Consider the following 13,498-nt stretch of genomic DNA (forward strand, 5'->3'; position numbering starts at 1 on the left):
TGCTTAAATCGTTACCTTGATGACTAAAGAGATTAGCCATGCAGACGAAAAAAATTGCTCTATTGACTCTCGTAACCTCGATACTGCTGGTGTCTGGTGCTCAGGCCCGTGAATCCATTGAACTAAGCAGCCCTGAGTTTGTTGATGGAGGAATGCTACCCGTTAAGTTTACCTGTGAAGGCGAGGGTATATCGCCACCGTTAAGTTGGCGTGGTGTGCCACAGGGTACCCAGTCTTTGGTCATTATTATGGATCATATGCCGATGTCTAAATCTGAGCCTAAAGTGGCCAAGTACCCAGCCGGCAGCCCAGACTCTCAGGCGGGTCATGATGAAAACAATCCCGCACAGGTCACTCCCGCTCCTCTTCCCTCACATAAGCCAAACAAGCCGGAAGGATTGCGTTGGTATTGGGGGATGTACAACGTGCCCGCCACGGTATCGGGTATTCAAGCTGGACAAGTTGCCGGCGCATTGGGCAGCAATGTTGTGAATCGGAAAAGTGAGTACGCACCACCCTGCTCCAAAGGGCCTGGAGTGAAGAACTACAGCTTCCACCTTTATGCATTGTCAGCGTTTTTAGCGCTGCCAGAGTCCGATAATGTGTCCGCTGCGGTGTTGCGAAACAAGATGCGAGGCTTGGTGCTGGGGTCTGGTTCCCTCACCGTTAGTTTTGAACGCTATGGGCAAACGCAACAGCCAGTTCATTGAGAACCGTTGCGCGAATCAACCGTTGCTATTGTATAAACCTGTTTGTGTTCGCTGAAGATAAATCGTCACAAGCTCTCAAGAGATTGACATGAAAAAGAAGATGAAAAACACATTGATCGTCCTACTTCTGATCGTGGTTGTGGCCATCGGAGTTGGCTATAAATACATTCAGGCACAGCAGGTTCAGCCTGCTTTTATCACCAATGTTGTTAAGCGAGGCAGCATTGAAAATGTGGTACTGACCAACGGGGTTTTGTATCCGTCAAAATTGGTCAGTGTCGGTTCTCAGGTGTCTGGCTTGATCGAAAAAATCGATGTTCAGGTGGGTGATACGTTAAAAAAGGGTGAGCTTATTGCTCAGATCGATAACCTGACACAGCAAAATGCGCTGAAGGAAGCGCAAGCATCACTCAAGAGCATTAATGCTCAATACAAAGCAAAACAAGCGCAGATTAAAGCCGCGCAAGCCGAGTTTAAACGTAAGCAAAAACTACTGGTGGATGGCGCTACTTCGCAAGCGGAATACGATACGGCGGAATCATTATTGGCCGTTTATCGGGCAGAACTGGACCAACTGAGCGCCGAGAAAGAAAAATCGATTATCAGTGTGGATAATGCCAAGCTTGATCTAGGCTACACCACCATTACATCACCCATTGATGGCACGGTGGTTTATGTCTCGGTCGAAGAGGGCCAGACCGTTAATAACAATCAGGGGACGCCCAGTATTATCGAGTTGGCACAGCTGGATGTGATGACCATCAAAGCGCAGGTGTCCGAAGCCGACATCATTAATGTGGCTGCCGGGCAGGAGGTCTATTTCACCATCTTGGGGGCGACGGATAAGAAGTATCACGGTGTTTTACGAGCGATTGAACCCGGTCCTACCTTGCTCAGCGGTGATGATAGCGATCTAACGATTGGCGATGATGAGGCGATCTATTACAACGCCCTGTTTGATGTGGAAAATCCCGACAATTTGTTGCGCTTCGGTATGACTGCGCAGGTCTCTATTATTTTAGCGCGGGCAGAGGATGCATTGTTGGTGCCTTCGCAGGTGTTAGTTGCCAAGCGGGGCTCAAAGAATACTTATCAGGTGCTGGTGAAAAACAAGGATGAGGTGGAATACCGCGATGTGACGGTGGGCATCAATAATAAAGTCTACGCGCAAATCTTGTCAGGTCTTAATGAAGCAGATGAGATTGTTATCGGTCAGTCGTCCAGCGGCAACAATGCTAGAGCCGGTAGCGCTAGTGGCGGCCTTGCGAGTGGGTTGATGGGGCAAACTCGGCCCGGCTCAGGTAGACGGTAATAGCCATGACTGAAGCACTGTTAAATGTGGTGGGTGTCAGCCGTAGCTTTTCTGCCGGAGAAGACGAACTGACGGTTTTGAAGGAGATTAATCTTCAGATTAATCGCGGCGAGATGGTGGCTATTATCGGCGCCTCTGGCTCGGGAAAATCGACCTTGATGAATATCCTTGGCTGCTTGGATAAACCCAATAAAGGACATTACTTCATCAATGGCCAAGATACCTCGGCGATGGATGAAAATGAGTTGGCGGCGCTACGGCGTGAATACTTCGGCTTTATTTTCCAGCGTTATCATCTATTGGGCGATTTAACCGCCTTGGGTAACGTCGAAGTGCCGGCACTCTATGCGAATGAAGGGCCTAATGAGCGGCAGAAAAAAGCGACCGAGTTACTCACTCGGTTGGGATTAAGCGATCGTTTAGAGCATAAGCCAAATCAACTGAGTGGTGGCCAGCAGCAGCGGGTGAGTGTCGCAAGGGCGCTGATTAATGGCGGAGATGTGATCCTCGCGGATGAGCCGACCGGTGCGTTAGACAGCAGCAGCGGCGAAGAGATGATGAAGCTGCTGCGTGAGCTACACCGTGATGGCCACACCATTATTTTGGTAACACATGATCCGCATATTGCCGAGTTTGCCGATCGTGTTATTGAGATCAAAGATGGCGAGATCATTGGCGATACACTCAATACTAAACTCAATGGCGATCAATCGAGTGGCAGCGGGGTAGAGAACGCATCGCAGCCTGCAATCGCGCTTGACGATCATAAGCCACAAGTCGATCAACAAACAATTAAGCCGCCAGCGATTAAACACCACAGGCTGGCGCGCACGATTAACTGGTCCCGTTATCTCGAAGCGCTAAAGATGGCGTTGATTGGGATGTCGAATAACCGTCTGCGTACGTTTTTGACCATGCTCGGCATTATTATTGGTATTGCTTCTGTGGTGTCGGTCGTTGCACTAGGGGCCGGATCGCAGCAGTCGATTATGGATAATATCGCCTCTATGGGGACCAACACCATTGAGATAAAGCCCGGGACTGGTCGCGGTGATCGGCGTTCTGGGCGGATTCGTACACTAACGGCAGCGGATGCCGATGCGCTGAAAACCTTGTCTTTTGTCGATAGTGTTACCCCAACGGTGAGAGCCAATGTGGCGATTCGCTATTCCAGTGAAACGGTGACCGGGTCAGTGCAGGGGGTGGGCACGGATTACTTCCGTGTGCGCGGTTATAGCTTGGCGCAGGGACAGTTTTTTGCGGAAGACAGTGTCGTCGCGATGGAGCAGGTGGCGGTCATTGACGAGAATACGGAGCAAGCGCTTTTTGCTGAAGGGAATGCACTGGGTAGCGTTATCTTTCTTGGTCGCCTGCCGGTCCGGGTGATTGGCGTAACACAGCCCATTGAAAGTGTTTCTAGTAACAGTGATGAACTGAATGTTTGGTTGCCTTATACCACCGTATCGGGGCGTATTTTCCGGCAAAACTATGTCAGTGATATCACCGTCAGAGTGGATGAAAATGTCGAGAGTGAGGTGGCAGAGCAGGGAATTATTAGCTTACTAACGATGCGTCATGGCACGGTGGATTTCTTTACGATCAATACCGATACCATCCGCAAAAGTATTGAGAAAACATCGGATACCATGACCATGCTTATTTCGGCTATCGCTTTCATCTCGCTGCTGGTGGGCGGCATTGGAGTGATGAATATTATGCTGGTCTCCGTTACCGAGCGAACACGGGAGATCGGTATACGTATCGCCGTCGGTGCTAGGCAGACCGATATCATGTGGCAGTTTTTAATCGAAGCGGTGCTGGTGTGCTTTTGTGGTGGTGCGTTAGGGATCGGGCTGGCTTATCTCGTTGGTATCATCTTTAGCTATAGCGGTAGCGATTTTCAGATGATCTATTCCGGTACCTCTATCGTGGCGGCGTTTACCTGCTCGACCTTAATTGGCATTCTGTTTGGCTATCTGCCTGCCCGTAATGCCGCACGACTTAACCCTATTGAGGCACTTTCCCGAGATTAGGGTGAAGGATATTAAAATGAAAATTGTCAACAAAATCTCTACCGTCATGCTGTTATGCGTACTTGGGTTATCTGGGTGTAGTTCAATGCGCAGTGAGTATCAGCCACCGGTGTTAGATGTTCCAGAAAGCTGGTCCCAGTCTCAAGTGCAAGCGAGCGCAACCGTGGCGCGCCCTGACGCTTGGTGGACGTTATTTGGAGACCCACAGTTAAATCGGTTGATCGATCAGGTATTGGCGTCCAATAGTGATTTGGCAAAAGCGACGCTGACGTTAAAGAGAGCACGGCTGGAGGCCGGTGTCAGTGAAAATAACAAAGTGCCAAGCATCAGCGCTTCGCAGTCTTCGTCACGGGAATATGACCTTGACGCGGAGACCTCCGATAGCCGTTTTGGTTTGAGTTTATCTCTAGCCTATGAGCTGGATCTTTGGGGACGGGTGGATGCGGTGGCTGATGCTGCTGAATGGACCGCCAACGCCCGTTATGAAGATCGTGAGAATACCGCCCACAACCTCGTCGTAACAACGGCGACGCTGTATTGGAAAGTCGCCTATCTGAATCAGGTGATTGCGCTTAGGGAGCAGACCATCGCCGATACCGAACGGGTCGTTATGCTGACACAAAACAAATATGAGGTTGGCGCAGAGAGCCGTTTGGCGGTGCTAGAGTCAACCCAGTCGCTGTATAACCAGCGGGTGGAACTGAGTCAATTGCAACAAACGCTATCAGAAACGCAAAATGCGATCTCCATTCTGCTTAATCAGCCTTTGCAAGACGTTGGTATAAACGTCGACCGGTTACCGGCCCAACTTATCCCTGATATTGAGGCGGGGATTCCGGCGGATCTGCTGTTGCGCAGACCGGATGTTAAAGCCAGTTTGTATGCCCTGAAATCCACGCTAGCGTCTAAAGATGCGTTAGATGCCAGCTATATGCCGACCTTTACTCTAACAGGATCGCTAAACACCTCATCTTCAAGCTTATTGAATTTATTGCAAAACCCGGTTGCTACGTTGGGTAGCGGTATTGTTTTGCCCTTCTTAGAGTGGCAGGAGATGACATTAAACAAAGATATTTCTGAAGTCGACTATCAGCTGGCCGTAGTGGATTATCGAGATACGATTTATCAAGCATTTGAAGAGGTAGCGAACCTGTTGACGGCTAAACAACACTTCGGTTATCAGGGCGATATTTATCAAGCGCAGTATACTAACGCGCAAGCGATTGAGGCGATCTACGGAAGTCGATATCAGCATGGGGAGAGTGATATCATCGATTGGATTAGCTCGATGGAATCGAGACGTAGTATCGAAACATCACTGTTGGAAAACCGCTATAACCAATTTGTCATTCAGGCAAAACTTTATCAGTCACTCGGTGGTGGCGATATCGCACCTGAGGCTTGAGGGTAATACACTGCTCATACAGTGGTGTTGATCGATCGCTGATTCAATTTTGTAACGCCTGCTGTTTTTGTCGGTACAGCAAAAGAACCGCTAACGGTTATTCACATTCTGTGAGCGGAACTGTTTTGGCGTCAGTTGGGCGAGTCGCTTAAAAAAGCGGTTAAAGTAGGCGGGGTCGTTAAACCCCAGTTCGTAAGCGATCTCATTAATACTGGTGACGGTGTAGATCAAATGCCGTTTGGCTTCGAGCAGCAGACGATCGTGAATCAATTGCAGGGCGCTGCGTTGGATGAGTTTTTGGCACAAACTGTTGAGATAAGGTGCGGTAATGCCTAGTTCTTCGGCATAACTTTCCACTTTTCGATGCTGGGCAAAATCCCGATTGATGAGATCGGTAAAGCGGTTGAGGTATTCACTTTTTCGATCTTGATGGTTACCCAAATAGTGCCGATGAACGGCGTTGCGTTCCAACCAGATGCCCAATAATTGCACCAGTGATCCGAGGGCTTCTGATCGTCCGCTGATGATGGGTTGGGAATACTCATGCTGAATTAGATTGAGGATCGATTCCAGTTGCGTCTGTTCACGTCGCACGGTCATGATGAGCGTCGATTTAATCACCGGTTGCTCTTTCTGCACGGCTTGTTCGACTCTTTCTAATAACGGGCTGGCAATCGACAGCACCATCCCCGAAACATCTTCCGACCAAAGAAAGTCGTGTACACACATCTCTGAAATAACAATGATGCAGGGGCCTTTGATGGTGGTTGTGTCACCATCTAAATTGGCTTCACCGCTGCCCCGCTGTAGATAGAATATCTGACTCAAACCATGGTGCCGATGGGGGCGAATGGTGAATTGATGGGCTCGGCTGCGGGTGATGAGTGGCTCGCAGTGGAGCAGGTCCGGGGTGACATACTGCTCTTGATCGCCGTAAAACTGTACGGTAAGTATTTCGGAAGATTGACCCATAGGACAATTTACTCTCGCTGCTGATATTCGAAAAGTACAATTTTTATATCATTTTATCTCTTAATTATGTGCGTTTTTTAGATAAAAATACATAAACAATAGATAGCGAAGTCACTCGCTGATCTCAGATATAAATCTCAACAATAAAAGGGCAATCAGCATGGTTTGGCAAAAGCATGATTATGACGATATCCCAGGCACTTATGTGTTTGATGGAAAACGTTCCCACTCTGCCTATAACTTGAATAAGATGGCGTATAGCTTCAATAGTGCGGCAAATCGCGAAGAGTTTGCAGCCGATATGGATGCTTACTGTCGTAAGTTTAACCTCCCGGATGAGCAGCGTATCGCGGTGTTGGAAGGTAACTTTCTTAAGCTGTTACAACTCGGTGGCAATATTTACTATCTAGCAAAAATTGCCATTTTCCATGGTTTGAGTGTGCAGGATGCCGGTGCGTCCTTCCATAACATTACCACTGATGAGTTTAAGCAAGTGCTGCTAAACAATGCCGAAGGTTTTGATGAGAAGTTACAACAGCGTGGAGGTTACTGGAATGGGTAAGGTTATTGGTGGTATTACAACGTCTCATATTCCGGCAATCGGCAATGCGATGGCGAACAAGCAGGAAAATGACCCGTATTGGCAGCGTTTTTTCGCCGGTTACGAGCCGGTAAAAGCTTGGTTAGCAGAGGAAAAGCCTGATGTAGTAATCGTCGTGTATAACGACCATGGTTTGAATTTCTTTTTGGATACCGTGCCGACTTTTGCAATTGGTTGCGCCGATACCTATCAGAATGATGATGAAGGTTGGGGCATTCCCACGACTGCCTCATTTGAGGGGGATGCGCAACTGTCTTGGCATTTAGCTGAGTCCCTGATTAATCAGGGGTTTGATATGACCATGTGTCAGGAAATGAAAGTTGACCATGGTTGTGTTGTGCCGATGGGACTGATGTTCCGTCACCTGCCTGAATGGCCATGTAAACTGATTCCGTTGGCAGTTAATACCGTGCAACATCCATTACCAAGTGGCCAGCGTTGTTATGATTTGGGTAAAGCGTTAAGGATCGCGATTGAGTCTTATCCTGAAGATACCAAGGTGGCGGTTTTTGGTACCGGTGGTATGTCGCATCAGTTACAGGGTGAGCGGGCCGGTATTATCGATGTAGACTTTGATCTGAAGTGTATGGATTACATCATTAATGACCCGGAAAAAATGACCGCTTTTTCTAACGCTGAAATCATGGAAAAGGCGGGCACTGAAGGAATTGAAGTGATCATGTGGATGGTGATGCGAGGGGCGTTATCGCCTAACGTTAATGTGCTGCATAAGCACTACCATGCACCGATTTCAAATACCGGTGCTGGTGTTGTTTTGCTGACGGATGGCACTGATTAAGCGTCTGCGTTGTGTGCTCAGGCTGGCTTAAGGGCGAGTCTGAGCGCGTTTAATGGTTACATTTTAGGGCTATAAGCTCGGGTCAGTATTTACTGATTATCTCCTCGTTCATTGTTTTTTTCATTAATTGCACTTTTTAAACAGTAGTTTTTAGCGGCAATCTTTCGCCCGTTCGCTTTACTGAATATGCGATACTACATTGATATTTAGTCGATATGGGGTTCTTTCTGTTTTCGACACCGATATCGATAGCTCATCATAGCGCTATACGACTTAACACCTCTCTCTTTTTGCCTATTATGAATAGATTTTCCAGCCAAAGAATTGTACTTTTACCCTAAAGCATACCAACACACGGCGATGGGGCCTTGTCCGCTATGAGTAAAAAAAATCGACGGAAGGGTGAAGCGTTAATCTCCACCTACGCACTGTATAGCGAAGAGCCTTCGCGGGAAGATCCAGAGTTTATCCATATTGAAGATATTCGCACCCGGGCCGAACTGTTTGATTGGACGATTAATATTCACACCCACCCGAAGATGTTTCAGCTGATCTATGTTCGCAAGGGCGGGGTGAGAATCCATATCGACGGCCTAGAGCAGGAGGAGGTTGCTCCCTGTCTGATCACTATTCCTCCAGGGGTGGTGCATGGTTTCCAATTTTATAAAGAAAATACCGAAGGTTCGGTGGTCACCGTGTCGCAATTATTGGTGCAGGATGAGCAGTTTCAGCACCGCTTTCCCTTTAAAGAGGAGCTGTTGAGTAAAGCGTTGGTGATTCAGTTAACCGAGAATGATCCGGACCAACCCTTGATCGATCAGCAGTTTGCCAATCTGACCCGTGAATATCGTGATAACCAGATAGGGCGAGTGGTGATGTTTGAATGGTTGCTGTATTCGTTACTGGTGCGTATCGGTCGCAAATTACACTCCGCCTATAGCAGTAGTGAATCGGGTTCACGCTATGAGCAGCGCTATAAAGAGCTGTGTCAGTTGATCGAAATGCATTATCGCGATCATCTATCGGCGGATCATTATGCGCAGATGTTGAATACCACGCCCATGGGACTGAATCGGGCTTGTTCGGCTGTGGTGGGCAAGACTATTAGCGAGCTGTTACAGGATCGATTGATTCTTGAAGCCCAGCGCTTTCTAATCTACACCGCCGCACCAGCATCATTGATTGCTTATGATCTGGGTTTTAAAGATCCAGCTTATTTCTCGCGCTTTTTTAAGAAACGGGTCGGGTTAACCCCGGGTGCTTTTCGTAATCAGCGGGATACCTGAGAGAATCCTAGCGATCCCAATAGGGTGTTTCACTGAAACGCTCAACCAGAAAGTCGAGCATACTTCTTAGTGCCGCCGGAACATGTTGTCGAGAGAGGTACACGCCCCAAATAACCAGTTCCGGCGGATGCCAGGCCTCCAATAGTGGGGTTAACTCGCCACTTCGAATGTAAGGGCCGGCAAGGTAGGTGGGTTGTAAGGCGATTCCGGCACCGGCTAAGGTTGCGGCGGTGAGAGCGCCAACTTCATTAGCACTGAGATTACCGCTGACGGGTACGCCAATTTCGTCAGTTTGGGGATGCTGGAAACGCCACTCGCCCTTGCCAAAATTGGAATAGGTAAGGCAGTTATGTTCAGCTAGCTGTTCTGGTGTTGTCGGTGTGCCGTGCGCTGCAAGATAGGCTGGCGAGGCGCAGATAACCGAGCGGCATGGGGCTAGACGGCGGGCGACTAAACCGGGATCGAGTTCACCTGAAATTCTTATGGCTAGGTCGATACGCTCCTCAATCAGATTGACCGTTCGGTCGAGCATCATCATATCGACAGATACATCCGGATAGCGTTGCAGATAATCCGTTACCGCCGTTGCCAGATGTAGCTGACCGAACGAGCTGCTAGAGGTAATCCTCAGTTGCCCTTTAGGCGAGCTGTCACGCTGGCCGATGGTTGCCTGTAGACCATTTTCTAACTCTAGCATCTGCTGACACTGCACTAGACAAGCTTGACCTGCCTCCGTGAGTGAGACCCGGCGAGTCGAGCGTTGCAGTAACCGCGTTCCCAGCCACTTTTCTAATTCAGACACAAAACGTGTTGCTTTGACGCGGCTCATATCGAGATGGTCGGCCGCGGCGGTAAAGCTCCCCCGTTTAACCACTTCGGTAAAAACCTGCATAGCCTGTAGACGATCCATATGTTCACTTTTTGAAATAAAGTAGTCAATTATTGCATATATATCTGAACCAATGAAGCACGTAACCTCTATCTCAATCACTACAGTGATCTCGAATTTAACGCAATGAGGTTTACATGAAAACAATACAGTCACTACTGCTAACTGCTGCACTATCGGTCTCTTTAACGAATGGAACTTGGGCCAACGACAGCGATACTCTTAATTTGAAAGTCTATAACGCCGATGGCAATAGCTTCCATGTGAACTCGGTGTTAGTGACAGGAGAGCATGATGCCGTTCTGATTGATGCACAGTTTTCCCGCGCTGATGCGCATCGGCTGGTGGCGGAGATTTTAAAGAGTCAGAAGAGGCTAACAACCGTTTATGTTAGCCATGGCGATCCGGACTATTATTTTGGGCTTGAAGTGATCAAGGCTGAATTTCCCGACGTGAAGATCGTTGCCAGCAAACCGACCATTGCCTGGATTAAACAAACAGTGCAAAAGAAAGTTGGTTTTTGGGGACCTAAAATGGGTGCCAATGCACCGCGTAAGCCTATTATCCCTAGCGAATTACCCGCTGAAGGTTTGATATTGGAAGGTAAAAAACTAGAGATAAAAGGCTTGGATGGTGAGCTTCCCGGCCGCAGCTATGTCTGGATTCCTTCAATCAAAGCGGTTGTCGGTGGGGTAAATGTGTTCAGTGGCTTGCATCTGTGGACTGCTGATAGCCAAACCTCTGCGGAGCGGGCCGCGTGGTTCTCTATCTTAGAAGGGATCGAATCGCTCGGGCCTGATACGGTTATCCCCGGACACGCCAACAGTGGCGCACCAACTGGACTGGCGGCGGTTGAGTTTAGCAAAACTTATTTGCGTCGTTTTGAGTCATCTTTAGAGGAAGCGGCCGATGCTGCGAGTCTAATCCAGCGTATGAACCAGCTTTACCCAACGCTCGGTTTAGGGACCGCTTTGGAGATTGGTGCCAAAGTGAATAAGGGCGAGATGAAATGGTAATCCACGCTTGATGGATGCTGAGGGTTAATCAACAACGCCCTCATGTTAGGGCTTAGTTGCTGATCAGAGATTCTATCCTTTGCTCGTCAATCAAAAGCCTTTTGGTTGGCTCTGAAGTGAGCTACCTCCGAGCGCGTCCGGAATAAGATTCCGCTCGCGCAAATTATTTTAAGGACAACTTAATGCACACCCCGATATTCCATTATATTTATGACCCGCTGTGTGGCTGGTGCTATGGTGCGGCCCCCTTGCTGGCTTGCGTTCATGAGCTAGATAACGTGACATTGACATTGCATGGTGGCGGTTTAATGAGTGGCCGCTCCGTGACAGCCGAACTGCGCAGCTTTGTGATGGCGAATGATGCCCGCATCGGAAAAATCAGTGGCCAGCGATTTGGCCGGGATTACGTTGATGGTTTGTTGCTGGATGAAACGGCGGTGTTTGATTCGCTGCCTCCCATCGCCGCTATTTTGGCGGCGCAAGCCTGTGGGGCGGATGGTTATGCCATGTTGGTGGCTCTGCAGAAAGCACACTTTGTTGCTGGCCGTAAAATTGTGGATCAAGCTGTGTTGCTGGAGTTAGCCATAGCGCAAGGTATTGAGGCCGGGGTTTTTCGGCAATCATTGGCACAACAATTAAGCGGTCCGGTTGAGCAGCATATTGTTGCCAGTCGAGCACGACTGGCTGGCGCCGGTGGCGGAGGTTTTCCGACCCTTGTGCTGGAACGAGGAGGGCAAATGACGCCACTCGATATAAGTGGTTACTATGGTCAGGTTGAGCCGTGGCGGGCGGATCTTTTGGCGATCCTTAGCCGTTAGTCAGTGTATATCCTGTCCAACTCATTATTGCGATGAGGGTTGGCGAGCCAGTGGCAGCCAACCTTGCGTGACTACTTACCCCAGTTTTCGATGCTGTCGACAAACTGCGTTAAGAACAGGTTGGTTTGATAGGCATCGAGGGCGCGGTGGTCAATACTCAGTGAAACATAGCATTTGGGGCGGATGGTCATAATATCCTCACCATCGACCTCTTCAACGACGACTCGCTTTTCCAGTTTACCGATCCCGAGTATCGCTACCTGGGGTTGATTGATGATGATCGGTGCCGCAAATAGGCTACCACTGACACCATGATTCGATAGAGTAAAGGTGCCGCCTTTCATATCGGCAGCGGTGAGTTTGCCTAGTCGGGCTTTTTCTGTTTGTTGCTGCAGTGCTGAGGCGATTTCAAATAGGTTTTTGTTTTGCACCTGTTTGACGACGGGCACAACCAACCCTTTATCACCCAGTGCGGTGCCAATACCAATATTGATGTCGCTGAATATCTCTAATGCCTCTTCATGAAAGCGAGCGTTAACCGATGGTACCGCGTGCATCGCTTTGACCGTGGCAGCGAGGAAGTACGCGGTGTAGGTCAGTTTTACACCGGCTTCGGTAAACCCTAACTGACACTGTTTTCGGTGTTCGATGATGCGCCCCATATCCATTTCAAAGACACTGGTGACATGGGGAGCAGTCTGTAGCAGGCTCTTAACCATATGGCTAGCAATCGATTTACGCATCGGCGAATGGGGCACCAGTCGACTAGCTTGCTCCGTTATTGAAGTGAGGTCCGTTATCGCTGAAGTCACTGGCGTTGCTGTGGCTTGAGTGACTGACTGAGCATCTATCGGAGCATCTAAGTAGGCCAGTACATCATCTCGGGTGACTCGGCCACCACGGCCACTGCCGTTGATTAAATTGATATCGAGGCCGTGCTTATCCAATAAGCGTCGTACCGCAGGACCGATTAGATGGCGGGCGTTACGCGCATCGCTCGCCGGTTGATGGTCGTTCGCTTGATCCGTTGAAGCTATCGCGTGAGAGAGGTCGGTTGTCTTCATCGAGGAATCGATATGTTGAGTCAGTTTACCCAGCAGGCAGCCCTCTTCGACGTCATCGCCGGGCTGTTTATCCTGCTGCAAGAGTACACCGTTAGCAGGCGCAATGACTTCCAGAATCACTTTGTCTGTTTCCAATTCCAATAGTGGGGCTCCCTGTTCAACGGGGTCGCCGACATCGATTAGCCAGTGAGCGATTTTAGCGGTCAAGCCTTCTAATTGATTGGCAGGTAGCGTGATATCGAGCTGCTCGGCGTTGTTGGCTATCCTAGGAACGGATGATGTTGCGCTGGATGCTGTTTTAGTCTGAGCGGCTTTAATCGGCTCGATGGCGCTAACGGTGCTACTCTGCATGAGGCCAAGCGGCGTATTTTCATCGACTTCAGTGCCGGGAACTGCCAGTATTTGGCTCATCACGCCATCGGCTTCGGCACAGATCTCCATCGTGACCTTATCGGTTTCCAGCTCCAGTAGAGGAGTCCCTTTGGTCACCTGTTGACCCTCTGTGACTAACCACTCAGCGACCTTTGCCGCAGTGCCTTCTAGCGCATCGGCGGGTAGGGTAATTGATATTGAATTTTGCATGGCGGGCTCCT

General features: G+C 49.2%; 12 protein-coding genes. 9 read left to right on the forward strand and 3 right to left on the reverse strand.

Features of this window, described 5'->3' with window-relative positions; genetic code table 11:
• Positions 1 to 38 precede the first annotated feature (38 nt).
• The 4 genes from ACN0T0_RS18090 (at position 39) to ACN0T0_RS18105 (ending at position 5,460) form a co-directional block, all read left to right on the forward strand.
• A complete protein-coding gene (locus ACN0T0_RS18090; protein WP_417228136.1) occupies positions 39 to 710 on the forward strand; it encodes a YbhB/YbcL family Raf kinase inhibitor-like protein in 672 nt (223 codons plus the stop codon).
• Between the two features lie 88 nt (positions 711 to 798).
• Complete coding sequence (locus ACN0T0_RS18095; protein WP_417228137.1) at positions 799 to 2,022, forward strand: efflux RND transporter periplasmic adaptor subunit; 1,224 nt, start codon at positions 799 to 801, stop codon at positions 2,020 to 2,022.
• Between the two features lie 5 nt (positions 2,023 to 2,027).
• Positions 2,028 to 4,055: a MacB family efflux pump subunit gene (locus ACN0T0_RS18100; RefSeq protein ID WP_417228138.1), complete on the forward strand. Its 2,028-nt coding sequence runs from the start codon at positions 2,028 to 2,030 to the stop codon at positions 4,053 to 4,055.
• A gap of 16 nt (positions 4,056 to 4,071) precedes the next feature.
• Positions 4,072 to 5,460 carry an efflux transporter outer membrane subunit gene (locus ACN0T0_RS18105; protein ID WP_417228139.1) on the forward strand — a complete coding sequence of 463 codons (1,389 nt, stop codon included), beginning with the start codon at positions 4,072 to 4,074 and terminating at the stop codon, positions 5,458 to 5,460.
• Between the two features lie 90 nt (positions 5,461 to 5,550).
• Here ACN0T0_RS18105 and ACN0T0_RS18110 read toward each other — a convergent pair whose 3' ends face one another.
• Positions 5,551 to 6,432: a helix-turn-helix domain-containing protein gene (locus ACN0T0_RS18110; protein ID WP_417228140.1), complete on the reverse strand. Its 882-nt coding sequence runs from the start codon at positions 6,430 to 6,432 to the stop codon at positions 5,551 to 5,553.
• Positions 6,433 to 6,592: 160 nt separating this feature from the next.
• Here ACN0T0_RS18110 and ACN0T0_RS18115 point away from each other — a divergent pair, with 160 nt between their 5' ends.
• From ACN0T0_RS18115 to ACN0T0_RS18125, 3 genes are all read left to right on the forward strand, one after another.
• A complete protein-coding gene (locus ACN0T0_RS18115; protein WP_417228141.1) occupies positions 6,593 to 6,994 on the forward strand; it encodes a protocatechuate 3,4-dioxygenase in 402 nt (133 codons plus the stop codon).
• Positions 6,987 to 7,832 carry a class III extradiol dioxygenase family protein gene (locus ACN0T0_RS18120; protein WP_417228142.1) on the forward strand — a complete coding sequence of 282 codons (846 nt, stop codon included), beginning with the start codon at positions 6,987 to 6,989 and terminating at the stop codon, positions 7,830 to 7,832. Before ACN0T0_RS18115 ends, ACN0T0_RS18120 begins: the two co-directional genes overlap by 8 nt.
• A gap of 377 nt (positions 7,833 to 8,209) precedes the next feature.
• Positions 8,210 to 9,118, forward strand: coding sequence for a helix-turn-helix domain-containing protein (locus ACN0T0_RS18125; protein WP_417228143.1), 909 nt, complete (start codon positions 8,210 to 8,212; stop codon positions 9,116 to 9,118).
• A gap of 7 nt (positions 9,119 to 9,125) precedes the next feature.
• Here the strand turns inward: ACN0T0_RS18125 and ACN0T0_RS18130 are convergent, their stop codons facing one another.
• Positions 9,126 to 10,028, reverse strand: a complete 903-nt coding sequence (locus ACN0T0_RS18130) for a LysR family transcriptional regulator (protein ID WP_417228144.1) — start codon at positions 10,026 to 10,028, stop codon at positions 9,126 to 9,128.
• A gap of 116 nt (positions 10,029 to 10,144) precedes the next feature.
• Between ACN0T0_RS18130 and ACN0T0_RS18135 the strand changes: the two genes are divergently transcribed.
• Both ACN0T0_RS18135 and ACN0T0_RS18140 read left to right on the forward strand, forming a co-directional pair.
• Positions 10,145 to 11,023 (forward strand): MBL fold metallo-hydrolase, encoded by an 879-nt coding sequence (locus ACN0T0_RS18135; RefSeq protein WP_417228145.1) that lies wholly within the window; start codon positions 10,145 to 10,147, stop codon positions 11,021 to 11,023.
• A 182-nt stretch (positions 11,024 to 11,205) separates the two neighbouring features.
• The gene (locus tag ACN0T0_RS18140) at positions 11,206 to 11,841 is read left to right on the forward strand and encodes a DsbA family protein (protein WP_417228146.1); all 636 of its coding nucleotides are present in this window, start codon (positions 11,206 to 11,208) and stop codon (positions 11,839 to 11,841) included.
• Between the two features lie 71 nt (positions 11,842 to 11,912).
• On the opposite strand, the gene ACN0T0_RS18145 is transcribed toward ACN0T0_RS18140, so the two are convergent.
• A complete protein-coding gene (locus ACN0T0_RS18145) occupies positions 11,913 to 13,487 on the reverse strand; it encodes a 2-oxo acid dehydrogenase subunit E2 (protein ID WP_417228147.1) in 1,575 nt (524 codons plus the stop codon).
• Positions 13,488 to 13,498: the final 11 nt, after the last annotated feature.

Source organism: Amphritea sp. (assembly GCF_048266285.1).
Taxonomy (GTDB): Bacteria; Pseudomonadota; Gammaproteobacteria; order Pseudomonadales; family Balneatricaceae; genus Amphritea.

What these genes read in the sequence shown, in the direction of transcription:
- ACN0T0_RS18095 (WP_417228137.1), top strand. Translation starts at nt 799, where the DNA reads ATGAAAAAGAAGATGAAAAACACATTGATCGTCCTACTTCTGATCGTG.
- ACN0T0_RS18135 (WP_417228145.1), top strand. Translation starts at nt 10,145, where the DNA reads ATGAAAACAATACAGTCACTACTGCTAACTGCTGCACTATCGGTCTCT.
- ACN0T0_RS18115 (WP_417228141.1), top strand. Translation starts at nt 6,593, where the DNA reads ATGGTTTGGCAAAAGCATGATTATGACGATATCCCAGGCACTTATGTG.
- ACN0T0_RS18140 (WP_417228146.1), top strand. Translation starts at nt 11,206, where the DNA reads ATGCACACCCCGATATTCCATTATATTTATGACCCGCTGTGTGGCTGG.
- ACN0T0_RS18120 (WP_417228142.1), top strand. Translation starts at nt 6,987, where the DNA reads ATGGGTAAGGTTATTGGTGGTATTACAACGTCTCATATTCCGGCAATC.
- ACN0T0_RS18110 (WP_417228140.1), bottom strand. Translation starts at nt 6,432, where the DNA reads ATGGGTCAATCTTCCGAAATACTTACCGTACAGTTTTACGGCGATCAA.
- ACN0T0_RS18130 (WP_417228144.1), bottom strand. Translation starts at nt 10,028, where the DNA reads ATGGATCGTCTACAGGCTATGCAGGTTTTTACCGAAGTGGTTAAACGG.
- ACN0T0_RS18105 (WP_417228139.1), top strand. Translation starts at nt 4,072, where the DNA reads ATGAAAATTGTCAACAAAATCTCTACCGTCATGCTGTTATGCGTACTT.
- ACN0T0_RS18090 (WP_417228136.1), top strand. Translation starts at nt 39, where the DNA reads ATGCAGACGAAAAAAATTGCTCTATTGACTCTCGTAACCTCGATACTG.
- ACN0T0_RS18100 (WP_417228138.1), top strand. Translation starts at nt 2,028, where the DNA reads ATGACTGAAGCACTGTTAAATGTGGTGGGTGTCAGCCGTAGCTTTTCT.
- ACN0T0_RS18125 (WP_417228143.1), top strand. Translation starts at nt 8,210, where the DNA reads ATGAGTAAAAAAAATCGACGGAAGGGTGAAGCGTTAATCTCCACCTAC.
- ACN0T0_RS18145 (WP_417228147.1), bottom strand. Translation starts at nt 13,487, where the DNA reads ATGCAAAATTCAATATCAATTACCCTACCCGCCGATGCGCTAGAAGGC.